Below are 23,449 nucleotides of genomic sequence, written 5' to 3'. Positions count from 1 at the left end.
TAAATGTAGAAACATAAAGGAGGTTGTCATGAAAGTAGGAATTCCAAAAGGACTTTTGTACTATAAGTATTATCCATTTATTGAAACTTTTTTAAAGGAACTGGGTGCTTATGTTGTAGTATCTGATGATACTAATAAAGCTATATTAAATGAGGGAGTTAAATATGCAGTAGATGAGGCTTGTCTTCCTATTAAGGTGTTTCACGGTCATGTTGCCAGCCTAAGGGGAAGATGTGAACTGATTATAGTTCCTAGAATAATGTGCATCAGGGATAGAGAATATATTTGCCCTAAATTTTGTGGGCTTCCTGAAATGGTCAAGAACTCTATTACTGAAATGCCTATGATAACGGAATTACCTCTATATATTAATTCTGAAAAAAGTCTTTATAATTGGTTTAGAAAACTAGGCTTTATGATTACAGACAATATATTTTCTATTGATACTGCATATATAAGTGCTCTAAATGCACAGAAAAAATTTAAGAGTGGTATAAAGGATGAAGGCTATAAAACTAATATTGTATTATTAGGTCATCCCTATAATTTATACGACAATTTTATAAATATGAATTTGGTAGAGAAGCTTCATAAATTTGGTGTTGGGGTTATAACTGAAGAGTTTGTGGAAGAAAATTATATAGATGAAGAAGTTAATAGACTTTTTAAAAGACCTTTTTGGAGCTTTGCAAGAAATTCATATGGTGCTGCGGCTTATCTACATTCTCAGGATAAAATTGACGGAATTATATATGTTTCATCTTTTTCCTGCGGCATTGATTCCGTAGTAGTAGAGTTAATTAAAGATAGAATTAAGGACTTCCCTATGCTTGTATTAAAAATTGATGAACAGACAGGTGAGGCTGGAATTAATACTAGATTGGAAGCATTTATAGATATGATAGATAGGAGGAATATAGTTGAAGATAACCTTCCCGCACATGGGTAATGTATACATTGCAGCTAAAATTTTTTTTGATGGTATGGGCATAGACTATGTTATTCCACCAATGAATAATAAAGCTGCTCTAGAAATAGGAGTTGAACATTCACCAGAGGAGATGTGCCTTCCCTTTAAAATAATGATTGGGAATTTCGTGCAGAGTATAGAACAGGGGGCAGACACTATTCTTTTAGTTGGAAGTTGTGGACCTTGCAGATTTGGTGAGTACTCAGAGCTTCAAATGAAAATTTTAAAAAAGCTAGGGCATGATCTTCAATTTATCGTAATGGATTATGTTAAGGATATCGGTAAAAGTGAATTTATGAATAGGCTAGGTATTCTTACTTCTGGAAGCAAAAAAAGTGGTAGAGAAAAAGTAATGGCTTCATTAAGGGCCATTAAAGCTATAAATCTCATCGATAAAATAGAGGAAAGAGCTCATTACTTAGCTGGATACGAGGTAAACAGAGGAGAGTGTAAAAAACTCTTAAACAAATGCAAAAGAGATGTTTTCGAAACAGATAATCCTGTAGAGGCTATAAGAATTTTAGAGGCTTATAGAAAAAATATTGAGAAAGTTAAAATTGATAAAAATAAAAAACCAGTTAAAGTAGCAGTTATTGGTGAAATATACACTGTAATTGATCCTTTTTCAAATTTAAACATAGAAGATAAATTAATGGATTATGGAGTATGTAGTAAAAGAAAATTAACTCCAAGCTGGTGGGTTAAGGATGCTGCCATGAAAGTATTAAATTTAAATTCAATAGATATTAGAAGGGCTTCAAAGGAATATTTACCTTATTACATAGGCGGTCATGCTAGAGAATGTATAGGAGAGGCAATGATTGCCCATAAACAGAATTTAGATGGAGCCATTCAAATATTTCCGATGGGGTGTATGCCAGAAATAATAACAAAAGCAATACTTCCTTCAATATCGAGAGATAAGGATTTTCCTATTATGAGTTTAGTAGTAGATGAAATGACTGGCGAAGGTGGATATGTAACAAGGATAGAAGCATTTTTAGATTTACTTGAGAGGAGACAAGAAAATGTATCACATGGGTGTTGATGTTGGTTCCGTAAGCACTGACGTAGTGCTAATTGATAAGGATTTTAATGTTGTGGAAAAAATATATTTACGAACAAAAGGAAGACCGATAAAAGCTGTACAACAAGGTATTAGTATATTAAAAAATAAATATGAAAGCTCAGATATAGTTTCTGTAGGTACTACAGGAAGTGGAAGACATATAGCATCTGTACTTTTGGGAGGAGATGCAATTAAAAATGAGATTACAACTCATGCAATTGCTGCTCTTCAAATGGATAAGGATGTAAGGACTATAATAGAAATTGGCGGACAGGATTCAAAAATAATAACCTTAAGAAACGGAATTGTAACTGATTTTGCTATGAACACAGTTTGTGCTGCAGGTACAGGTTCTTTTCTAGATAGGCAGGCAGAAAGATTAGAGATACCTATAGAAAAGTTTGGAGAGTATGCTTTACTATCTAATGTACCTGTAAGAATTGCAGGAAGATGTGCAGTCTTTGCAGAATCAGATATGATTCATAAACAACAATTAGGATATAATGAGGCAGATATAATAAGAGGCTTATGTGAGGCCTTAGTTAGAAACTACTTAAATAACGTAGGTAAGGGGAAGGAAATCCAGCAAAAGGTATTTTTTCAAGGCGGTGTAGCAGCTAATGTTGGAATAAAGAAGGCTTTTGAGGAGGCACTTGGTTTAAAGGTAATTGTTCCAGAACATCATGGTGTTATGGGAGCTATTGGAGCAGCTATTATTGGAGCTGAGGCAGTTAAAAAGAAAGGAAAGACAGCCTTTAGAGGCTTTAAAGTAGCAGAAGCTAAATTTGTGTCAAGCAGCTTTGAGTGCAAGAGCTGTCCTAATAGATGTGAGGTAGTAGATATAAAAGATAATGGGGCTATTGTAGGATGTTTTGGAGATAGGTGTGGAAAGTGGAGCGAAAGAATGATTGTATAATAAGAAAAAGCCTGAAAATCATTGATTTTCAGGCTTTTATATTTAATTTAATAGTTATTAGCAGCAGAACCAATCAAAGAAAGAGCATTGATTTTGTTGAGGGCACTGATTACATCTATTACAGCAGCATTGTTTTACTGGATAGCATGTGCAGCAGTACTCTTCACACTTGTGATGTTTGTGGTGTTTATGATGCTTGTGATGTTTTTTACAACAGCAAGAATCACAAGGGTCGCAGCACTTTCTATGGCAAGGGTCGCAACATTCATTACAACAAGGAGTACAGCGTGGTCTACAGCAGCTGTTAAAATTTCCACAGCCTTGCTTGCAGCCAAATCCTCCTCTATTAAGACCACCTAGAAATAATAAAGGAAATAAAAATGAGCCTATCATTAAAGTCACCTCCGTATCTTAAGTCATGTAGCTTGTCTAAGATGTAGATATCATGGAGTTAATATATTATATTCATGGAGAATAAAATGTGTTAATAAAATAAATTTTAAAAGATATAGAACTTTTTGTTGACATGAAATTTCAGCGTGGTATAATATAACACAATAACAAAGTAGCATTAGATGATTATTTTAATTATAAAATTCTAAATATAAAGTAATTTGTTTTGAGAATAAAGCAAATTACTCGGAGGAAAAGTTATGAAAAATCTTATTAGAAAGGGAATAACAAGAGAATATTATTTTTATTTTAGCAACTGGGGCTTTTATTTTAGCGCTGGTTATTCTTCTTGTGAAAATTTAAAAATTCCAAATTCTAATGAGTTAAATAGAAATACAAATTAACACTATTATACAGTTAACTAAGCGAAATTAATTGTAAACTTTTGTGAATAATAAAGAGGACTCATTATAGGGTTCTCTTTTTTTATAATAAATTTTAAACTGGGGGTTATTCTTATGATAATTATTATGAAGCCAAATGCATCAAAAGAAAGCATCGAAAGAATCAAGGAAGACATTGTAGAAAAGGGGCTTACTATCCATGAATCTTATGGAGAACAGTACTGTATTATCGGTTTAGTTGGAGATACAAGTAAGATTGATGCTAGCCAAATCGAAGCCAATGAAGAAGTAGAAAAGATAATTAAAGTTCAAGAGCCATATAAGAAGGCTAACAGACTTTTTCATCCATTAAATTCAATTATTCAGGTTGGGAATGAAACTATTGGTGGAGATAAAATTGCGGTTATGGCAGGGCCTTGTTCAGTAGAAAGCGAAGAGCAAATAATTCAGTTAGCTAAGGATGTAAAAAAATCAGGGGCAGGATTTTTAAGAGGAGGGGCTTTTAAGCCAAGAACTTCACCTTACAGCTTCCAAGGCATGGGACTTGATGGTTTAGGACTATTGAAGAAAGCAAGAGAAGCTACAGGACTTCCGATAGTAACTGAAATAATGTCACCTTACCTAGTAGAGAAATTCGTAGAAGATGTTGATGTTATACAAGTTGGTGCAAGAAATATGCAAAACTTTGATCTTCTAAAGGAACTTGGTAAAACAAAAACTCCTATTTTATTAAAAAGAGGATTATCAGCTACCTTTGAAGAATTTTTAATGTCAGCTGAATATATAATGTCTGAAGGAAATGAAAATGTAATTTTATGCGAAAGAGGTATAAGAACCTTTGAAACATACACAAGAAATACTTTAGACTTAAGTGCTGTTCCAGTATTAAAGAAGCTTAGCCACTTACCAGTAGTTATAGATCCAAGTCATGCTGGAGGATTATGGTGGTTAGTAGAATCTCTTGCTAAGGCAGCTGTAGCTGTAGGAGCAGATGGACTTATGATAGAAGTTCACAATAATCCAGCAAAAGCATTAAGTGATGGAGCACAATCATTAAAGCCTGAAAAATTTGATTCATTAATGAAGAATTTATCAGTAATTGCAGGGGCAGTAGGAAGAAGCATCTAAAAATTTCTAGGGGGTTAACTATGGAGGATACAGATTTTAAAATCACTATTATTGGGCTAGGGCTTATTGGAGGTTCATATGCCCTAGCGTTAAAAGAACTAAAGCCTTCAAAAATATATGGGGTAGACATAAGTGAAGAATCTTTAAGACTTGGAGAAGCTATGGAAGTCATAGATAAAGGGTATACTGATCCAAAGGAACCATTAATGGAATCAGATCTAGTTATTATGTGCGTTTACCCAAAGCTAGTAAAAGAATTTATAAAGGATAATATGGACTATTTTAAGATGAACGCAGTAATAACTGATGTAACAGGGATTAAAAGTCAGTTTGTAGAAGAAGTTAATGGACTTTTGAGAGAGGATATAGACTTTGTTTTTGCTCATCCAATGGCAGGCAGAGAATTCAGCGGTCTTAAATATGCATCAAAAGAAATATTTAAAGGAGCAAATTTTATTATAACTCCAACCGATAGAAATAAAGAACAGAATATTAAGCTTATCGAGAATATGGCAATAAAAATGGGCTTTAAAAATATAGAAAAGGTAAAGCCAGAAATTCATGATAAAATCATTGGATTTACAAGTCAGTTACCTCATGTAATAGCAGTATCTTTAGTTAATAGTGATAATTCAGGCTTGGACACTGGTAAGTTTACTGGAGATAGCTATAGAGATTTAACAAGAATAGCTAGGATAAATACAAAGTTATGGTCAGAGCTATTTTTAGGAAATAAAGAAAACTTAATTAATGAAATTAATGAATTCCAGCAAAATATTGCAGAATTAAAGAATGCAATAGAAAATGAGGATATTGAAACTCTAAATAAGATTTTAAGTAGAGCAAGTAAAAAGAGAGAGGAGATGTCCTAGTTGAGAGAAATTAGGGTTAACCTTACAGAAAAATCTTATCCTATTTACATAGAAGAGGGTTTAATTTCTAACATAGGGGCAGAGATTAAAAACATATACAAAAATAAAAAAGTTGCAATAATAACTGATAAAAATGTTGACAATTTTTATGGGGAAAAAGTAAAGGCAAGCTTGGAAAATAACGGCTTCTTAGTGTTAAAAGTTGTATTAGAACCAGGTGAAAAGAGTAAATCAATTGAAACTTTGCTTAGGGTTTATGATGAACTGTTAGATTTTGAAATTACTAGGGGAGACTTAATAATTGCTCTTGGAGGAGGAGTAATTGGAGATTTAACAGGTTTTGCGGCAGCAACCTTATTAAGGGGAGTTCCTTTTATTCAAATACCTACATCACTTCTAGCACAAATAGACAGCAGTATAGGTGGCAAAGTAGCAGTGGATTTACCTAAGGGTAAAAATTTAGTTGGTAGCTTTTATCATCCTGAGGCAGTTTTTATAGATCCAAAAATGTTAAATACTTTAGATGAAAGATTTTTTTATGATGGAATGGCAGAGGTAATAAAATACGGATGTATAAAGGATAAGGAATTATTTAATAACCTTTTAGCATATGAAAATAAAGAAGAACTTATGCAAAACATGGATTATATAATTTATACCTGCTGCAGTATAAAAAAAGAAATTGTTGAAATAGATGAAAAAGACACCGGAGACAGGATGCTTTTAAATTTTGGTCACACCATAGGGCATGCTATAGAAAAATATTTTAACTATGAAGCCTATACTCATGGGGAAGCCGTAGCATTAGGAATGTATGCAATTACAAAGAAAAGCGAAGAAATGAGCATAACCAAGAAAGGCTCAAGTGAACTTATTAAAGAGATTTTGAAAAAGTATAACTTACAATATGAAATACAGCTTAAGGATAAAGAAAAAATACTAAAGACTATAGCTTTAGACAAAAAGAGCAAGGGAAATCATATAAGCTTAGTACTAATTAAGGATATTGGAGAAAGCTATTTGCACAAATTGCCAAAGGAAATGGTTACAGATTTTATATAAAACAAAAGGAGATGAGAGTGCTTGGATAATGTAAAAATCACCCCATCACCCTTAAAGGGAGAGATAAATATTCCTCCTTCAAAGAGTTTAGCCCATAGAGCAGTAATATGTGCAGGATTATCAGAAGGAATAAGTAATATTGATAATATCATTTATTCTGAGGATATTAAGGCAACTATTAAAGGAATGGAAAGCTTTGGGGTTAAAGTGGAAGAAAAAGTGGGGAATAAAGATGAAATAACTAAAGCTCTTAAAGTTGAGGGCACTAGAAACCTTAGAGTTGTAGATGATACTATAGATTGCAGAGAATCTGGTTCTACCATAAGATTTTTAATCCCACTAGCATTGCTTACTGGGGAAGAAGTAACCTTTAAGGGAAGAGGAAAACTAGTTTCAAGACCTATGAACATTTATTATGAATTATTTGAAAGTCAGGGTATAAGCTATGAGAATAATTCAGGAAATTTACCTCTAAAGGTGAAAGGGAAGCTAAAGCCAGACACATACAAGGTAAAAGGAAATGTAAGTTCTCAGTTTATAACAGGACTTATGTTTGCATTACCACTTTTAGATGGTGATTCAAGAATAATAGTTACTACTGAATTAGAATCCAAAGGCTACGTAGATTTAACTATGGATTCCATGAAAAAGTTTGAAGTAGAAATAGAAAATAAAGATTACAAAGAGTTTTATATAAAAGGAAATCAAAGATATCTAAATAGAGATTACAGGGTAGAAGGAGATTTTTCACAAGCGGCTTTTTGGATAGTGGCAGGAATATTAGGAGCTAATATAAAGTGTAAAGACTTAAACATAAATTCCCTTCAAGGGGACATGGCAATATTGGAGATAGTTAAGAAAATGGGAGCAAACTTAGATATTAAAGAAGATTATATTGAAGTTAAAGCTTCAGAAACTAAAGGAATAGTGATTGACGCATCTGAATGTCCAGATTTAGTACCTGTACTATCAGTGCTTGCTGCACTAAGTGAGGGAACAACTAGAATAATCAATGCGGAAAGAGTAAGGATAAAAGAATGCGATAGATTAAAGGCTATGGCAACAGAGCTTAATAAAGTTGGGGCTGAAGTAGAAGAAACTTCTGATGGACTTATTATAAAAGGAAAGAAAAGCTTAAAGGGTGGAATTGTAGACAGCTGGAATGACCATAGAATAGCTATGGCAATGGCAGTTGCATCAATTAAGTGCGAAGAACCTTTAATTATTACAGACAGTAAGGCAGTTAAAAAATCATATCCTCATTTTTGGGAGGATTTTGTAAAGTTGGGTGGTGTAATAAATGAGTGGAGTATGGGGCAATAAAATAAAATATTCCATATTTGGAGAGTCTCACGGGAACGCAATTGGAATTACTATTGATGGACTGCCTTCGGGAGTTGAACTTGATATAGAAGAGATAAATAGGGAAATGAGAAGAAGAGCTCCTGGAAAAAATAAATTTTCAACAGCAAGACAGGAAAAGGACGAATTTGAGATTCTAAGCGGGTATTTCAATGGTAAAACTACTGGCACACCTCTTTGTGCCATAATAAGAAACAGTGATCAACATTCAAAGGACTATGAAAAGACAAAAAACTTAATGAGACCAGGGCATGCAGATTACACTGGCTTTGTAAAATACAGCGGCTTTAATGACTATAGAGGAGGAGGACATTTTTCAGGAAGAATTACTGCTCCAATAGTTATTGCAGGTGCCATAGCAAAGCAGATATTAAAGAAAAAGGGAATTATAATTGGAAGTCATATTAAGAGTATAAGAACTATAGAGGATAATTTTTTTGATGAAATAGAATTAAACAACGAGTTCTTAGAAAATCTCTCACATATAGAATTCCCAACAATTAATAAGGATAAAGCTTTAGAAATGCAGGAAGAAATACTATTGGCTAGGGAAGATAGGGATTCAGTAGGAGGAGTTGTGGAGTGCGCTATTTTAAATCTTCCCACTGGAATTGGCTCTCCCTTCTTTGGATCTGTGGAAAGCATTTTAAGCTCTCTTTTATTTTCAATTCCTGCAGTAAAGGGAGTTGAATTTGGAGCTGGATTTAGTATAAGTAAAATGAAAGGTTCTGAAGCTAACGACCAGTTTTATATAGAAGAAGATAGGATTAAAACTTTTACAAACAATAATGGAGGAATTTTAGGAGGAATAACCAGCGGAATGCCAGTAATATTTCGTGCTGCTTTTAAACCAACTCCATCCATAGTAAAAGAACAAAAGACCGTGGATATTCAAGAAAAGAAAGATACTACAATAGAAATTCACGGAAGACATGACCCTTGCATTGTTCAAAGAGCAGTTCCCGTAGTTGAGGCAGTAGCTGCCATGGGAATACTGGAAATGCTTTAATTAAATAGGAGGAGTTAGCTTAATGGATGCTTTAGAAAATGTAAGAAAAGAGATTGATTCCATAGACAGGCAGTTAGTAGAGTTATTTGAAAAGAGAATGGAGGCTGTCTTAAAGGTAGCCCAATATAAGAAAGAAAACAATATTCCAATTTTAAATAAAAATAGAGAAGAAGAAGTAATTAGCAAAAATCTTCAAAGAGTTAAAAACAGGGCTTTTGAAAAGCCAGAGGAAGAGTTTTTAAAAAGCATAATGAGCATAAGCAGAAAGCTTCAGGCAAGGGAAATTTTTGAGTATAACACATATTCTCAAGAAAGCCATGGAAGTAAATTGGGATATACTGTAGCTAACGAAGCAACATGTATTCCTAAAAGAGAAGATATTACAGCAGGCTTTCAAGGAGTAGCTGGTGCCTTTGGTGAAGAAGCACTAATTGGACATTTTGGGGATAAAGTCACTATTAAAAATTTCAGTGAATTTGAAGATGTATTTATAGCTTTAAAAAACAATGAAATTGATTATGGAGTTCTTCCTATTGAAAATTCATCAACAGGGGGAATATCTGAGGTTTATGATCTTATAAGAAAATATGGTTTCTTCATTGTTGGAGAGAGAATATTAAAGGTAAATCATAATCTTATTGGACTTAAAGGAACAAAACTTGAAGATATAAAGGAAGTATATTCTCATCCTCAGGGCTTACAGCAATGTAGAGAATTTTTAAGAAGCCATCCAAATTGGGAATGTATTCCTTATAGAAATACTGCAGCCAGTGCTGAAATGATAAAAAATGAAAATAATAAAGAAAAGGCAGCCATAGGAAGTAAGAGAGCAGCAGAGGCGCATGGTTTAGAGGTTATAGAAACTAATATTAATTATAACAAAAGTAATTACACTAAATTTATAATAATTGGTAAAAATCTTGAACTTGAAAAAGATTATGATAAAATTACTATTATTCTTTCACTTCCACATAAAGCTGGTGCCCTTTATAATATTTTAAGTATCTTTACTGAAAATAATTTAAGTATGGTTAAGATTGAATCAAGGCCAATTTTAGATAAACCCTTTGAATATTTCTTCTATATTGATTTTGAAGGAAATCTTGAAGATAAAAACGTAAAAGAAGCAATAAGAGCTATTAGGGATAATAGTTATGATTTTAAGCTTTTAGGAAATTACAAGGCTCATAATACAAATGACTAATTATAGTAAAGTGAGGTGTAAATAATGAAAGGCTTATATGGACTTTTGGGAGAAAAATTAACCCACAGCTTTTCACCGCAAATTCATTCTTTGATATTCAAGGAACTGCAGCTAGAAGGCTATTACCACCTGTTTGAAGTAGACAAAACAAAGCTTTTTGAAGCAGTGGAAGGCTTTAAAGCTCTAAAGGTTAATGGCATAAATGTGACTATTCCCTATAAGATTGATGTAATGAAACATTTAGACGAGATTTCAGAGGAAGCTATGGCTATAGGAGCTGTTAATACTATTTGTTTTAAGGATGGAAAAACAAAAGGATACAATACAGATTACTATGGCTTTGGTATGATGCTGAATAAATTTGGCATCAAAGTAGAAGGCAATGAAGCTATAGTACTTGGAACCGGTGGAGCTGCAAAGGCTGTAATTCAGTATCTTTTAGATAATAAGGCTTCGAATATAATCTTAGCCACAAGAAACAAAGCAGAAGGAAAAAGCAAATTTAACGATTTTAAGGTAATCTCTTATGAGGAAATTAAAGATATAAAAAATGGTGGAATACTTATAAATTCTACTCCAGTAGGAATGTATCCAAAAGTTGATAATTCACCACTATCAAAGGAACAAGTGGGAAGCTTTGACGCTGTAGTAGATTTGATATATAACCCAAGAGAGACTCTGCTTATAAAATATGCAAAAGAGCAGAACATAAAAGCAATAAATGGCTTGTATATGTTAGTAGGGCAAGCTGTTAAGGCAGAGGAACTGTGGAATTGTGTAAAAATCAAAGAAGAAATTGTTGATAAAATATACAAAGAGATAGATAGTTTGTTTTAAGGGTGGAAATGCCAATGAATAATCAAAATATAGTTTTAATAGGTATGCCTGGCTGTGGAAAAACAACAGTTGGGAAAGAACTGTCCGAAAGATTAAAAATACCTTTTTGCGATATAGATGAATACATAGTGACAAGTGAAGGAAAAAGTATTCCTGAGATTTTTGAAAAGGGTGAGGAATACTTTAGAGAATTAGAAACTAAAGCAGTATCTAAAGTATCAGACATATTTCCTCAGGTTATATCCACAGGTGGGGGAGTTATTAAGAAACCGTCTAATATAGAAACTCTGAAGAAAACAGGAGTGATTTTCTTTATAAATAGACCTATTGAGGATATAGCAAATGATGTTGATATCAAAACTAGACCGTTGCTAAAGGCTGGTACTGCAAAGCTTTATGAACTGTATAAAGAGAGATATAGTTTATATAAAAAGTATTGTGATTATCAGATTGAAAATCAAAGCTTAGAAGAGTGCGTTAATAAAATTATTTCTATATTCAAATAAATAAGAAAAATGCGAAGCAGTTTTCTTATTTAACTAGAGACTAGGGACTAGAGATTAGCGACTAAGAATAAAAAGAAAGGAGCTGAGTTTCTTGAAAATACTAGTAATAAATGGACCCAATATAAATATGCTGGGCATAAGAGAAAAACACATTTACGGAACAATGAATTATGAAAATATGTGTAAGTATATAAAAGAAAAAGCCTCAGAATTATCAGTGGAGGTTGAAATAGTTCAAAGTAATATTGAAGGAGAAATAATTAACTTCATACAAGGAGCATATGAAAAATACGATGGTATTGTAATAAATCCAGGTGCTTATACCCATTATAGCATAGCAATTTTCGATGCACTTATGTCCATAGAAATACCAAAAGTAGAAGTGCATATTAGCAATATTCATAAAAGAGAAGAATTTAGACATAAATCAGTTACAGCGGCAGCTTGTGTAGGTCAAATATGCGGCTTTGGAATATATGGGTATGTAATGGCTATAAATGCTCTGCTAGAGGAATTTTATAAGAATAATAAGTAAAAAATAAAGTGAAACTTAAAAAGCTTTAAATAATCTTGAAAGATTATTTAAAGCTTTTTTTACATTATCTGTATTGACATAAATATAATTTAGCTGTATAATTTGCTATATTATAAAATACTATTATATCATAAATATATAATTATGTCAATATATATATTTAAAAAATATTTTTTGGGGGTAATATTATGGAAAATAACAAATCAAGTGTTACAGCATTGATAACAGCTTATGGCAGGGCATATCATTCTATAAATGAGAGTCCTAAAATTTTTGATGATTTTCTTGCAAAAGAACTTATTGAAGAAGAATACGAAAGTATCAGTTATAATTTGGCGGCGGGTGTAAACTTTTTTGCTCCAGAGAAAGCAGAGCTGTGTAAGGATAGTGAATCAGCTTTAAGAGCGGTTATTCAAAATCAGATAGCACCTATTTCGCTATCACGCAGCAGTTATGCGGAAAATATGCTAAAGCTGGCTATAAAGTATGGAGTTAAGCAGTATGTTATATTAGGAGCAGGTTTTGACACCTTTGCTTTTCGTAATGAGGAATTATTAAATAAAATTAATGTTTTTGAGTTAGATCATCCTGTTACACAAGAGTTAAAGTTAAAACGAATCCAAAAGGCTGGATGGGAAATACCTAAAAATCTACATTTCATACCAGTTGATTTTTCAAAGGATAATTTTATAGAAAAAATAAAAAAATCCTCTTTTGATACTAATAAGTTAAGCTTTTATAGTTGGCTTGGAGTTACTTATTATTTGAGTCGTGAAGAAATATTAAATACATTAAGGAGTATAGGAAGTATTTCTCAAAAGGGCAGTTCAATTATTTTTGATTATGCAGATGAAGAAATATTTGATGATAAAAAAACAACTAGACGAGTAAAAAATATGATATTTGCAGCTATGCAAAATAATGAGCCTATGAAAAGCTGTTTTTCCTGTAAGGAACTAGTTTCGGATTTAGAGAAGGCAGGTTTTCTTTTATATGAACACCTTAGTCCAATGGAAATTGAAGAGAAATATTTTAAAGGAAGAAAGGATGATTATCATGCTTTTGAAAATATAAATTTTGCATTGGCGGTAAAGGAGTAAATTATTATACAATAGCATAATGAATTTATATGTAACTATGTTAATGATTTGAAATGACTGAATATATTTTATATAATTGAATAAGGGAATATAATCTTAATAATCATTGGAGGGTAAAAAGGAGATAATCTGATTTTTAAGAATTAAATCCTTTTAAGGGGGATTATATTATGAAAAATTATAAAAAAAGAACTCTCAATATGAATAGAAAGTATGAAATTTTTATAATTTCAATGTGCTTGATTTTATCTGTAGCTGTAGTTCAGACTTTACCTGTTTTTATACTTAAACCCTTTGGAGCAAAAGAGTTAAAGGGAGAAAATGTCATTGTCTATTACAGAGCAGGAGATGAAAAAGGAGCAGAAAAAATTTTTGAATCCTTAGAAAAGGTTTCAGGTGAAATACGTGAAAAGCTTCAATTTAAAAGCTCAAATCCAACTGAAGTTTATATGTATTCAAGTCAAAAATTCCTTTGGATTAGAAAATATGGGCTTATTACTATTTTAGGTGCACCCAAATGGTATATTGGAGATAATAGAGAGGATAAAATTTTAATTATATCACCTTTTGAAAATATAGAAGGACACGACTATGAGAGTATCATTGGAGCTGCAACCCATGAACTAGTGCATACAATTAATTATCAAATAAATCCAAAGCTTTCATATTGGAATGATAACGGTGTTGCAACATTTTTATCTAATCAATCCCCAAGAAGAGATTTTGCAAAATATGGCTCATTACCTACACTTGAGGACATGAAAAGTGAAAATGAAAAAAGATTTGGTAATATAGGAGGCTATGAGTATTCCTATAGCTATATTGATTTTCTAAATAATAAGTATGGATGGGATAAAGTTTTGGATTTGATTAGAGGTAGTAAAACTTACGAAGAGATTTTTTCTAAATCTGAAAAGGATGTTTATGATGAATGGATTAAATATATATATTCTTTCATTCAGAAATAGATATTGTTTCAGTTCTTAAAGATAAAAAATTAATATTAAGATATTTGCATTAAGTAAAGAGGCTTGCCTTGAGGCAAGCACTTTATTTACTTACCATACTTCTTAAATAAATCATCAAGAGCTTCTCTTAGCAGAAATGCTTCAGTTCTATCAGTTGCTTTAGAAAGTCTAGAGAGTCTGTCAAGCTGAGTTTTTGTGAAGTAGCTGGATTTTAGAACCATGCTTTCTACCTCTGAAAGACATATTCTATTTTTACCTAATTCTTTTGCTCTAAATAAAGCACTATCAGCTACTCTGAAAAGCTCAATTACATTCTTAGCATCTCTTGGATAACTTGCTACTCCAAAGCTTAAAGTAAAATAAATATTTTCTTCTTTAGCATCACTTAAAGTAAATGTATTATCGGATAAATATCTCCTTATTTCTTCTAATTCCATAAAACTTCTTTCGGCACCTTTTTTTACAAGTAGAATATTAAATTCATCGCCAGTTCTACAAATAATATCTGTAGAAGATAGATTGTTATTTAAAATTGAAATAAGTTTTTTTATTACTTCATCACCAATACGATTACCATATAAATTATTTATATTTGTAAAGTCGTCGATATCAGTTACTACCAAGCTAAAGGGTCCCTCATTTTTGGATATCAATTCTTCTATTTTAGATACTAAATATTCTTTTGAAGCAAGTGTTCTTTTCATAAGTAATCTCCATATATAATCATTAATCGTATAATCCTATAATTTATTATACTAGCATTAACATATATATGCGTCAATATATAATACGCAAACTTATACTTGCTCACTTTTTCAACTTTGCTTGATTAAAGGATGTTTAAGCACAACATAGAAATATGTATAATTACATATATATGTTGACATATATATATTAACATGATATGCTTATTACAAATGGTAACTATATGGGAAAAATAATAAATATTAATTACGCTGAATCAATTTGAGCGGGAGAACCAATTTTTAGGGGTGAATCTTATTGTTATGATAAGTAGGGTTAATTTCTTCGACCCGAATCCGTCAGCTAATCTCGTAAGCGTTGAAGGGAAGTTGTTTTTCAATACTTTACAGCATACTTTTTTTGGTATGCATGTTAATAATGGGATTTGATAAGCTGTAGAGACTTCTCTACAGCTTATTATTTTTTTGATAATAATTAATTAAGGGGGATTATCATGATAAGAGTATGTTTAATTGGCATTGGAAAGACAGGAAAAGAAATTGCAAAGTTAGTGTACAAGCGAAGTGATATGAAGATTGTATCAGCTATATGTAGTCCTGGCAGTAATAAAAAGCATAAGGATTTAGGCGAAGTAATTGGAATCAATGATACTGGTATTAAAATAGAGGAAGCTAACAAATTAGTTGAATCTATATTGAGATGTAAGCCAGATGTTGTAATTGATTTTTCTAGCCCAGAAGCTACATTAAAAAATGCAGAAATAATATCAAAGATGAAGGTTAACATGGTCATTGGGACAACTGGTTTTTCAGAATTAGCATTAAAAAGATTAGAGAATTTAACAGTTAATAATAATATAGGAATAGTGTATGCTCCAAATATAACTCTTGGAGTGAATGTGATGATGATTTTAACCAAATTGGCTTCTGTTCTATTAAATACCTATGATTTTCAAATTTCTGAAATTCATCATAGAAATAAAAAAGACATACCTTCTGGTACAGCATTAAAGATACGTAAGGAAATTGAGGATGGATTAGTATATCAAGGAAAAGATATTTCTCAAGAGAAAATTCCTATAAATTCTGTACGTGCTGGCGGTGTAGTTGGAAAACATGAGGTATTAATTGTTGGAGAAAATGATAATATTACAATTTCGCATGAATCCTATTCGCGAAAGGTTTTTGCAGCAGGTGCAATTCATGCAGTGAATTTTATACAAGATAAAATTGGATTTTATGAGATGAAAGATGTGCTATGTTTATCAAAAATTATTGAAGACTTATATAAAAGTGATAATAAACAAAGCTTCAATAATATTGAAGAAATAGCAGCAGTGGATATGGAAGGTGATTCTATGGTGGTAGATAAAATTTGTTAATTCTAATTTTAGAAAGAGGTTTTTATATTGAAAAGAAATTATGAAGAAATAGAGATGTGGAAAGATGTTACAGAAAGCCAGTGGAATAGTTGGGAATGGCAGATGGCTAATAGAATTAAGACACTAGAACAATTAGAACAAGTTGTAAATCTCACTAAAGAAGAAAAAGATGGATTAAATGCTAGCCATAATAAATTAAAAATGGCAATAACTCCTTACTATGCAACTTTAATTGATATAGATGACTATAATTGCCCAATTAGGAGGCAAGCGATAATGACCATTCACGAAACAAAAGTTTCCAAACATGATAGCTCTGATCCCCTGCACGAAACTTTTGATTCTCCTGTCCCCGGACTTACACACAGGTATCCAGATAGAGTGCTTTTTCTTATTACTGAACAATGTTCGATGTACTGCAGGCATTGTACAAGGAGACGTTTTGCAGGACATGAAGACAAGTCGTTATCTACCAGCAACTTGTTAAAAGCCATTAAATATATAAAGGATCATAAGGAAGTAAGGGATGTACTCATATCAGGCGGGGATGCATTGTGTGTTTCAGATGAAAAACTTGAATTTATTTTACAAAAATTAAGGAAAATAGATCATGTTCAGATTATAAGAATTGGAACTAGGACTCCAGTTGTCATGCCACAAAGAATAACTGATAATCTCTGTAATATAATAAAAAAATACCATCCGGTGTGGATTAATACGCATTTTAATCATCCAAAAGAGATAACTGAAGATTCAATGCGAGCTTGCAGAATGTTAGCAGATGCTGGTATTCCATTAGGAAATCAGTCTGTGCTGTTAAAAAATATAAATGACTGCCCTTATATTATGAAAAGTCTTGTTCAGAAGCTGGTGATGAATAGAGTAAGACCATATTATATATATCAATGTGATTTATCAGAAGGAATTGAACATTTTAGAACTCCAGTTTCAGTTGGAATAGAAATTATTGAACTTTTACGTGGACATACTTCAGGATTTGCAGTACCCACTTTTGTTGTTGATGCTCCCGGTGGTGGAGGTAAAATACCTATTAATCCTCAGTATCTAGTTTCACAATCAAATGAGAAGTTAATACTTAGAAATTATGAAGGTGTACTATGCACTTATACTGAACCAGCTGATAAAAGTCATGAATGCATAAATTGTGGAATATGTAATGAATTCGAAAAACATGAGTATAAAGGGTTGGAAAAACTCTTTAGAGATGAAAGAGTTTGCTTAACTCCTAAAAGTAATTTCAGAATGAAAAGGAGGAAAGAATTTCTTGAAGCTAAATAAATGTAATTTATATAACAACTATTATACAAAGATAAACTGCACAAAAATATATGTAGATTATCCAAATAGACGCGTAAAGATAATTGATATTGATAGTATTTCATCTGAAACTTTAAAAAAAATAATTGATTTTTCAGTAGATGAAAATTTAGACAAAGTTATCTGCAATTGTGGTATGAAGTCTATTGAAATTTTTAAAGAAGCAGGATTTAAAATGGAAGGTGAAATTAATGGGTATTTTAATGGGAAAGATGCATTTTGTATGTCATATTTTTTAAGTAATAAAAGAAAAATTTCTAGTAATCTTCATATAGAAGAGCTGTTAGTGCAGCAGTGTTTGGGACTAAAAGATACTTTCACATATGATAGTAATAAAAATGAATATTTTATAAGAGATGCAGAAGAAAAGGATATTAAGGAAATGGTAAAACTATTTTCTGCAGTATTTTCAACCTATCCTTCACCAGTTTATAATGAAGAATATTTAATGGAAACTATGAATGGAAATGTTTTATATAAAGTGGCTGATTATAATGGTAAAATAGTTGGAATAGCTTCAGCAGATATGGACAAAGATAACTTAAATGCGGAAATAACTGATTGTGCTACTTATTCAGATTATAGAGGCAAAGGTATATTATCTAATATAATTTATTCCTTAGAACTAGATCTAAAAAAGAAAGGATATATTACTTTATATAGTCTATGTAGAGCAGTAAATCCAGGAATTAATATTGTATTAAGTAAACATAATTATAAATTTACAGGTAGATTAATAAATAATTGTAATATATGTGGTACTTTTGAGGATATGAATATTTGGATAAAAAATATCAGTATATAGTCATAAAGGAATCCCTAAAAATATAATGTGGTATAATATTTATAATGTAAAAAAGGAATTATGCCAAAGGAGATAATATGGAAATTACTAATTGGGTAAAAATTATATTGGATTCTCTTTATGACGGAGTTTTAATAGCAGATAAAGAATTTATAGTAAAATATATAAATCCTTCATATACAAGAATAACTAAAGTAGAAGACAAAGATATAATAGGGGAATCTTTGTTAGCTATAAGACCAGGGGCAAGGCTACCTCATGTAATAAGAAATGGAGAAAAGCAATTAAGAATACAAAGAAAAGAGGGCAATATAGAATATGTAGTTAATATGGCTCCTATTATAGAGAATGGACAAATAATTGGAGGAATATCAATTTTAAACGAAATTACCGATGTGTATAAACTTACAGAAGAATTAAATAAATCAAATATAACAATTCAAAGGCTTAAAAGACAAGTAAAAAGCATTGAACAAGCAAAATACAATTTTGATAATATTATATCTAAGGATGAAATTTCTATTGAAATGAAATCCTTAGCTGAAAAGATAGCAATCACTGATTCAAATGTGCTTATTACTGGAGAAAGTGGTACAGGAAAAGAATTATATGCAAGTTCAATACACAATGGAAGTTATCGGAAGGAAGGACCTTTTATTGCGGTAAATTGTGCATCTTTTGAAGGGAATTTGCTAGAAAGTGAGATCTTTGGATACGAAGAGGGAGCTTTCACAGGTGCAAGAAAGGGTGGAAAAATAGGATTATTTGAATTAGCTGACGGAGGTACCTTATTTTTAGACGAAGTATCTGAGATAGGGTATGGACTTCAGGCAAAACTTTTGAGAGTACTGCAGGAGGGGACTATAAGGCCTATAGGAGGCTTAAGAGAAAAAACTTTAAATGTTAGAATTATTGCAGCTACAAATAAGAAGCTTGAAAATATGATAACGGAAGGGAAATTTAGAGAAGACTTATATTACAGGGTGGCAGTAATCCCTATAAACATTCCCCCTCTAAGAGAGAGAAAAGAGGATATAAAACCTCTTGTAAAGCATTTTATAAATGAACTATCTAATAAAACTAGGAGATATGTAGAAATAACTAATGATGCAATGAATATGCTATTAAGCTATCCTTGGCCTGGTAATATTAGAGAACTTAAGAATACAATAGAGTTTGCTTCAAATATGACAGATGATTGTATTATTACGCCAGATAATCTTCCTAAGATAATTCAAAGGGAAGGAATAAAGAAAAATCTTGTTAAATTAAAATCTCTTGAAGAAGTTATAAGAGAAGCAGAGGCAAACGAGATAAGAAAGGCTATTCTTATTTATGGAGACACTGTAGAGGGAAAGAAAAAAGCAGCTGAAGCATTAGATATATCATTAGCTACCTTATATAATAAATTAAAGTAAACTAAAAAATAATATCAAAGATATTTCTAAAATGTTAGAAATTATGATATGAAGATTCTAATATTTTAGAATTCATATTAGCATAGAGGGATTAAATAATCCCTCTTATTTTATTTCATAATAATAGTTAAAGATTTATAAAAATTTAGAAAGTAAATATACATTTCTACATAATTTATGACTAGAAAGCAGGAAATAAGCTATTTTAAAGATCTTTTTTAATGATTAAACTTGGCATAGAGATTGCTAGTAATATTGTTAAAATTATAACTTTAAATTTTAAGGAGGTATTATTTATGTTAGCATTACTTGGATTTATTACAATTATAGCCTTATTAGCAGTTATCATGACTAAAAAGGCTACGCCGGTATTAGCATTAATAGTTATTCCAGTAATAACAGCTTTAATTGGCGGTTCTGGATTTCAAATCGGTAAGTTTATTACAGATGGAGTTAAGTCTATAGCACCTACAGGAACAATGTTTATTTTTGCTATACTATTCTTTGGCATCCTAACTGATGCTGGAACCTTTGACCCTATTATCAATAAGGTCCTTAAAGTGGTAGGTAAAGACCCTGTTAAAATCACAATAGGTACTGGAATATTGGCTATGCTTGTGCATTTAGATGGTTCAGGTGCAGTTACATTTCTAGTTACTGTGCCAGCTATGCTTCCTTTATATGATGCTCTTGGAATGAGAAGGACAACTTTAGCAACTGTAGTAGCACTGTCTGCTGGAGTTATGAACATTCTTCCATGGGGAGGACCAACAATAAGAGCAGCTACATCACTAAAGGTATCTGTTACAGAATTATTTAATCCTCTTCTTATACCTATTATTGTAGGAATTATATTTGTACTATTTGTAGATTATAGACTAGGTAAAATGGAAAAATCAAGAATTAGCCATGAAAATACAACTGATGTAAACGTTGATAGAAAAGTAGATGAAGAAAAGGCAAAGCTAGCTAGGCCTAAATTATTTATTGTAAATATTATCACTATTGTAGTAGCTATTGCTGTACTCATAAGTGATAAGCTTCCACCAACTGTTGTATTTATGATAGCTTTCTCAATTTCTATGATGATTAACTATCCAAGTGTGAAAGACCAAAGAGAAAGAGTTGATGCCCATGCAAAAGAAGCTCTTATGATGGCAAGTATACTTTTTGCAGCAGGTGCATTCATAGGAATTATGCAAAATTCAGGAATGATAAAAGAAATGGCAAGTGTCATGGTATCAATTATACCTGAATCTTTAGGAAGATATATAGCAATTATTACTGGTGTCATATCAATGCCAGCAAGCTTATTATTTGATCCAGATTCATTCTACTTTGGTATACTTCCAGTACTTTCAGAAGCAGCTAATGCCTTTGGAGTTTCTGGTGTAAATGTAGGTAGAGCAGCAATTCTAGGACAAATGACAACAGGATTTCCTATAAGCCCATTAACTGGCGCTACATTTTTACTTATAGGACTTACAGGAGTTGACCTTGGATAGCATCAAAAGAAAACTATTCCATATGCATTCGCGACTACTCTTGTAATGCTAATAGTAGCACTAATAGTAGGAGCAATTAAATTATAAAAACAAGATATTATCTAAAGAAATAAAAATAAAATTATTTAGGGAGGTTTGCTAAATGAAAACAATTCGTATAGGATCAGGAGCTGGATATGCTGGTGATAGGATAGAGCCAGCAGTAGAGCTTATGGAGAAAGGAAATTTAGATTATATAGCTTTTGAATGTTTAGCAGAAAGAACTATAGCTATAGCTCAAGAAGAAAAACTTAAAAACCCAGAGAAAGGTTATAATAATCTTTTAGAAAACCGTATGGAGAACGTGCTTCCATTATGTTCAGAAAAGCATATAAAAATTATAACTAATATGGGGGCTGCTAATCCTTATGCAGCAGTTAGGGCCATAAAAAGAATAGCTGAAGAAAAAGGAATTACAGGTTTAAAAATAGCAGCAGTGCTAGGAGATGATATCTTTGATTCTATAGATAAATACATGAATTATAATATTTTAGAATTAGGAGAAAAGTTAAAAACTTTAGAAGGTAAAATAGTTTCAGCTAATGCTTATTTAGGTGTAGATGGAATTGTAGAAGCCTTAAGAAATGGTGCAGATATTATAGTAACAGGACGTGTAGCAGACCCTGCTTTATTCCTTGCTCCTATTATATATGAGTTTGGATGGGATATTAATGATTATAACTTAATTGGAAAGGGCATAATGACAGGGCACTTGTTAGAATGTGCTGCTCAAGTATGTGGTGGATATTTTGCAGATCCTGGATATAAAGATGTTCCAGATGCATGGAATGTAGGCTTCCCAATAGCAGAAGTTAGTGAAAATGGAGATGTTGTTATAACAAAAGTTGAAGGTACAGGAGGATTAGTTAGCACTGCTACTTGTAAAGAACAAATAATTTATGAAATTCATGATCCATCAGCATATATTACTCCAGATGCAATAGCAGATTTTACAAAGATTACTATGGAACAAGTGGGTAAAGATAGAGTTCTTATTAAAGGAGCGACTGGAAGAGAGAAGACTGAGACCTTAAAGGTTAGTGTGGGATATATGGACTGCTTTATTGGTGAAGGTGAGATCAGCTATGGAGGTTCAGGTGCTTATGAAAGAGCTAAGTTAGCTGGAGAAATAGTTAAAAAAAGACTTGATTATATTGATGCAGATATAGAGGAACTTAGGATAGATTATATTGGATTAAACTCTTTATATAAAGACTATATAAGTGATTCTATGATAAATGACAGAATTCAATTAAGTGAAGTTAGATTAAGAGTATCAGGAAGAACAAAGGATAGAAAAAATGCTGAATTAATAGCAAATGAGGTAGAAGCTCTTTATACTAATGGACCATCCGGTGGTGGTGGAGCTATGAAGTCTGTAAAACAAATAGGTTCTATTGCGTCAATATTTGTACCACGTAATGATATTAAAATAGAAGTTGTTTATGAGGAGGTATAGTGATATGAAACTAAAAGAAATAGCACATTCAAGAACTGGAGATAAAGGTAATATATCGAATATATCTTTGATAGCATATAAAGAAGAAGACTATCAATTACTTCTAGAAAAAGTAACTCCTGAACGTGTGAAAGAATGGTTTAAAGACATCGTCATGGGAGAGGTAAAAAGATATGAACTTCCTAACCTTGGAGCCTTAAATTTTGTTATGGATAAAGCATTAGGTGGAGGTGTAACTAGATCATTAGCTATTGACAAGCATGGCAAGAGTCTTAGTTCAGCACTACTTGAAATGGAGATATAGATATATGGAAAAAATAAAAAATATAGAAGAGGCCTTGGAATATGCTAAAGATAATATGAGCATAATGATAGGCGGATTTCTAGGGGTTGGTACACCAGAGACATTAATTAATGGTTTAATAAAAAAAGGAGTTAAAAACCTAACCATTATTTCCAATGAT

The 23,449-nt window shown here is 31.7% G+C and carries 25 protein-coding genes and 1 riboswitch; of the genes, 23 read left to right on the top strand and 2 right to left on the bottom strand.

Annotation, left to right across the window (positions count from 1 at the left end; translation table 11 throughout):
* The first annotated feature begins 28 nt into the window (after positions 1 to 28).
* The 3 genes from CLHOM_RS12945 to CLHOM_RS12935 are packed head-to-tail and all read left to right on the top strand — an operon-like array spanning position 29 to position 2,955.
* A complete protein-coding gene (locus CLHOM_RS12945) occupies positions 29 to 949 on the top strand; it encodes an acyl-CoA dehydratase activase-related protein (protein ID WP_052222112.1) in 921 nt (306 codons plus the stop codon).
* Positions 921 to 2,018 carry an acyl-CoA dehydratase activase-related protein gene (locus tag CLHOM_RS12940; RefSeq protein WP_052222111.1) on the top strand — a complete coding sequence of 366 codons (1,098 nt, stop codon included), beginning with the start codon at positions 921 to 923 and terminating at the stop codon, positions 2,016 to 2,018. The genes CLHOM_RS12945 and CLHOM_RS12940 overlap by 29 nt, the downstream gene beginning before the upstream one ends.
* Positions 1,999 to 2,955, top strand: coding sequence for an acyl-CoA dehydratase activase (locus CLHOM_RS12935; RefSeq protein ID WP_052222110.1), 957 nt, complete (start codon positions 1,999 to 2,001; stop codon positions 2,953 to 2,955). Before CLHOM_RS12940 ends, CLHOM_RS12935 begins: the two co-directional genes overlap by 20 nt.
* Before the next feature lie 57 nt (positions 2,956 to 3,012).
* On the opposite strand, the gene CLHOM_RS12930 is transcribed toward CLHOM_RS12935, so the two are convergent.
* Positions 3,013 to 3,348, bottom strand: coding sequence for a hypothetical protein (locus CLHOM_RS12930; protein ID WP_175478662.1), 336 nt, complete (start codon positions 3,346 to 3,348; stop codon positions 3,013 to 3,015).
* Between the two features lie 260 nt (positions 3,349 to 3,608).
* Here CLHOM_RS12930 and CLHOM_RS18555 point away from each other — a divergent pair, with 260 nt between their 5' ends.
* The 12 genes from CLHOM_RS18555 (at position 3,609) to CLHOM_RS12875 (ending at position 14,335) form a co-directional block, all read left to right on the top strand.
* A complete protein-coding gene (locus tag CLHOM_RS18555; RefSeq protein ID WP_175478663.1) occupies positions 3,609 to 3,752 on the top strand; it encodes a hypothetical protein in 144 nt (47 codons plus the stop codon).
* A gap of 114 nt (positions 3,753 to 3,866) precedes the next feature.
* Positions 3,867 to 4,880, top strand: a complete 1,014-nt coding sequence (gene aroF, locus CLHOM_RS12925) for a 3-deoxy-7-phosphoheptulonate synthase (protein ID WP_052222108.1) — start codon at positions 3,867 to 3,869, stop codon at positions 4,878 to 4,880.
* Between the two features lie 20 nt (positions 4,881 to 4,900).
* Positions 4,901 to 5,752: a prephenate dehydrogenase gene (locus tag CLHOM_RS18180; RefSeq protein ID WP_052222107.1), complete on the top strand. Its 852-nt coding sequence runs from the start codon at positions 4,901 to 4,903 to the stop codon at positions 5,750 to 5,752.
* Entirely contained in the window at positions 5,753 to 6,814 is a 1,062-nt protein-coding gene (aroB, locus tag CLHOM_RS18175) for a 3-dehydroquinate synthase (RefSeq protein ID WP_052222106.1), read from the top strand. It begins immediately after the preceding gene.
* 21 nt (positions 6,815 to 6,835) lie between these two features.
* Positions 6,836 to 8,137, top strand: a complete 1,302-nt coding sequence (gene aroA, locus CLHOM_RS12910; protein WP_052222105.1) for a 3-phosphoshikimate 1-carboxyvinyltransferase — start codon at positions 6,836 to 6,838, stop codon at positions 8,135 to 8,137.
* On the top strand, positions 8,115 to 9,185 hold the full coding sequence (gene aroC, locus CLHOM_RS12905) for a chorismate synthase (RefSeq protein WP_052222104.1): 1,071 nt from the start codon (positions 8,115 to 8,117) through the stop codon (positions 9,183 to 9,185). Before aroA ends, aroC begins: the two co-directional genes overlap by 23 nt.
* Positions 9,186 to 9,207: 22 nt before the next feature.
* On the top strand, positions 9,208 to 10,389 hold the full coding sequence (pheA, locus tag CLHOM_RS12900) for a prephenate dehydratase (RefSeq protein WP_052222103.1): 1,182 nt from the start codon (positions 9,208 to 9,210) through the stop codon (positions 10,387 to 10,389).
* A gap of 24 nt (positions 10,390 to 10,413) precedes the next feature.
* Complete coding sequence (gene aroE / locus CLHOM_RS12895) at positions 10,414 to 11,226, top strand: shikimate dehydrogenase (RefSeq protein WP_074782882.1); 813 nt, start codon at positions 10,414 to 10,416, stop codon at positions 11,224 to 11,226.
* An 8-nt stretch (positions 11,227 to 11,234) separates the two neighbouring features.
* The gene (locus tag CLHOM_RS12890; RefSeq protein ID WP_052222101.1) at positions 11,235 to 11,732 is read left to right on the top strand and encodes a shikimate kinase; all 498 of its coding nucleotides are present in this window, start codon (positions 11,235 to 11,237) and stop codon (positions 11,730 to 11,732) included.
* A gap of 91 nt (positions 11,733 to 11,823) precedes the next feature.
* A complete protein-coding gene (gene aroQ / locus CLHOM_RS12885) occupies positions 11,824 to 12,267 on the top strand; it encodes a type II 3-dehydroquinate dehydratase (protein WP_052222100.1) in 444 nt (147 codons plus the stop codon).
* Between the two features lie 188 nt (positions 12,268 to 12,455).
* Positions 12,456 to 13,367, top strand: a complete 912-nt coding sequence (locus tag CLHOM_RS12880; protein ID WP_052222099.1) for a class I SAM-dependent methyltransferase — start codon at positions 12,456 to 12,458, stop codon at positions 13,365 to 13,367.
* Positions 13,368 to 13,537: 170 nt separating this feature from the next.
* The gene (locus CLHOM_RS12875; RefSeq protein WP_052222098.1) at positions 13,538 to 14,335 is read left to right on the top strand and encodes a hypothetical protein; all 798 of its coding nucleotides are present in this window, start codon (positions 13,538 to 13,540) and stop codon (positions 14,333 to 14,335) included.
* 86 nt (positions 14,336 to 14,421) lie between these two features.
* On the opposite strand, the gene CLHOM_RS12870 is transcribed toward CLHOM_RS12875, so the two are convergent.
* Positions 14,422 to 15,039: a GGDEF domain-containing protein gene (locus CLHOM_RS12870; RefSeq protein ID WP_052222097.1), complete on the bottom strand. Its 618-nt coding sequence runs from the start codon at positions 15,037 to 15,039 to the stop codon at positions 14,422 to 14,424.
* A gap of 240 nt (positions 15,040 to 15,279) precedes the next feature.
* Positions 15,280 to 15,412: riboswitch (cyclic di-AMP (ydaO/yuaA leader) on the top strand.
* A 121-nt stretch (positions 15,413 to 15,533) separates the two neighbouring features.
* Between CLHOM_RS12870 and dapB the strand changes: the two genes are divergently transcribed.
* The 8 genes from dapB to CLHOM_RS17975 form a co-directional block, all read left to right on the top strand.
* Positions 15,534 to 16,421 (top strand): 4-hydroxy-tetrahydrodipicolinate reductase, encoded by an 888-nt coding sequence (gene dapB / locus CLHOM_RS12865; protein WP_052222096.1) that lies wholly within the window; start codon positions 15,534 to 15,536, stop codon positions 16,419 to 16,421.
* A gap of 27 nt (positions 16,422 to 16,448) precedes the next feature.
* Positions 16,449 to 17,720, top strand: a complete 1,272-nt coding sequence (gene kamA / locus CLHOM_RS12860) for a lysine 2,3-aminomutase (RefSeq protein WP_052222095.1) — start codon at positions 16,449 to 16,451, stop codon at positions 17,718 to 17,720.
* Complete coding sequence (gene ablB, locus CLHOM_RS12855; RefSeq protein WP_052222094.1) at positions 17,707 to 18,564, top strand: putative beta-lysine N-acetyltransferase; 858 nt, start codon at positions 17,707 to 17,709, stop codon at positions 18,562 to 18,564. The genes kamA and ablB overlap by 14 nt, the downstream gene beginning before the upstream one ends.
* 77 nt (positions 18,565 to 18,641) lie before the next feature.
* Positions 18,642 to 19,982, top strand: coding sequence for a sigma-54 interaction domain-containing protein (locus CLHOM_RS12850; protein WP_052222093.1), 1,341 nt, complete (start codon positions 18,642 to 18,644; stop codon positions 19,980 to 19,982).
* Between the two features lie 221 nt (positions 19,983 to 20,203).
* On the top strand, positions 20,204 to 21,487 hold the full coding sequence (locus CLHOM_RS12845; RefSeq protein WP_278321739.1) for a CitMHS family transporter: 1,284 nt from the start codon (positions 20,204 to 20,206) through the stop codon (positions 21,485 to 21,487).
* A gap of 142 nt (positions 21,488 to 21,629) precedes the next feature.
* A complete protein-coding gene (locus CLHOM_RS12840; RefSeq protein WP_052222092.1) occupies positions 21,630 to 22,985 on the top strand; it encodes an acyclic terpene utilization AtuA family protein in 1,356 nt (451 codons plus the stop codon).
* A gap of 4 nt (positions 22,986 to 22,989) precedes the next feature.
* Positions 22,990 to 23,289: an AtuA-related protein gene (locus tag CLHOM_RS12835; protein WP_052222091.1), complete on the top strand. Its 300-nt coding sequence runs from the start codon at positions 22,990 to 22,992 to the stop codon at positions 23,287 to 23,289.
* On the top strand, positions 23,246 to 23,449 hold a 204-nt coding region (locus CLHOM_RS17975; protein WP_341377001.1), incomplete at its 3' end, for a CoA-transferase. The genes CLHOM_RS12835 and CLHOM_RS17975, both read left to right, overlap by 44 nt.

It is taken from the genome of Clostridium homopropionicum DSM 5847 (genome assembly GCF_001263795.1).
Classification (GTDB): Bacteria; Bacillota; Clostridia; order Clostridiales; family Clostridiaceae; genus Clostridium_H; species Clostridium_H homopropionicum.
Note: the sequence above shows the minus strand (reverse complement) of the source record. Positions and strands in the feature narration are given on the sequence as shown.

Excerpts from the sequence above, each read along its gene's own strand:
- pheA (WP_052222103.1), top strand. The coding sequence starts at position 9,208 with ATGGATGCTTTAGAAAATGTAAGAAAAGAGATTGATTCCATAGACAGG.
- dapB (WP_052222096.1), top strand. The coding sequence starts at position 15,534 with ATGATAAGAGTATGTTTAATTGGCATTGGAAAGACAGGAAAAGAAATT.
- aroC (WP_052222104.1), top strand. The coding sequence starts at position 8,115 with ATGAGTGGAGTATGGGGCAATAAAATAAAATATTCCATATTTGGAGAG.
- CLHOM_RS12945 (WP_052222112.1), top strand. The coding sequence starts at position 29 with ATGAAAGTAGGAATTCCAAAAGGACTTTTGTACTATAAGTATTATCCA.
- CLHOM_RS12935 (WP_052222110.1), top strand. The coding sequence starts at position 1,999 with ATGTATCACATGGGTGTTGATGTTGGTTCCGTAAGCACTGACGTAGTG.
- CLHOM_RS12880 (WP_052222099.1), top strand. The coding sequence starts at position 12,456 with ATGGAAAATAACAAATCAAGTGTTACAGCATTGATAACAGCTTATGGC.
- CLHOM_RS12835 (WP_052222091.1), top strand. The coding sequence starts at position 22,990 with ATGAAACTAAAAGAAATAGCACATTCAAGAACTGGAGATAAAGGTAAT.
- CLHOM_RS18180 (WP_052222107.1), top strand. The coding sequence starts at position 4,901 with ATGGAGGATACAGATTTTAAAATCACTATTATTGGGCTAGGGCTTATT.
- CLHOM_RS12870 (WP_052222097.1), bottom strand. The coding sequence starts at position 15,039 with ATGAAAAGAACACTTGCTTCAAAAGAATATTTAGTATCTAAAATAGAA.
- CLHOM_RS12845 (WP_278321739.1), top strand. The coding sequence starts at position 20,204 with ATGATTAAACTTGGCATAGAGATTGCTAGTAATATTGTTAAAATTATA.
- aroF (WP_052222108.1), top strand. The coding sequence starts at position 3,867 with ATGATAATTATTATGAAGCCAAATGCATCAAAAGAAAGCATCGAAAGA.
- CLHOM_RS12890 (WP_052222101.1), top strand. The coding sequence starts at position 11,235 with ATGCCAATGAATAATCAAAATATAGTTTTAATAGGTATGCCTGGCTGT.
- CLHOM_RS12875 (WP_052222098.1), top strand. The coding sequence starts at position 13,538 with ATGAAAAATTATAAAAAAAGAACTCTCAATATGAATAGAAAGTATGAA.
- CLHOM_RS12840 (WP_052222092.1), top strand. The coding sequence starts at position 21,630 with ATGAAAACAATTCGTATAGGATCAGGAGCTGGATATGCTGGTGATAGG.
- CLHOM_RS12850 (WP_052222093.1), top strand. The coding sequence starts at position 18,642 with ATGGAAATTACTAATTGGGTAAAAATTATATTGGATTCTCTTTATGAC.
- CLHOM_RS12930 (WP_175478662.1), bottom strand. The coding sequence starts at position 3,348 with ATGATAGGCTCATTTTTATTTCCTTTATTATTTCTAGGTGGTCTTAAT.
- CLHOM_RS18555 (WP_175478663.1), top strand. The coding sequence starts at position 3,609 with ATGAAAAATCTTATTAGAAAGGGAATAACAAGAGAATATTATTTTTAT.
- aroE (WP_074782882.1), top strand. The coding sequence starts at position 10,414 with ATGAAAGGCTTATATGGACTTTTGGGAGAAAAATTAACCCACAGCTTT.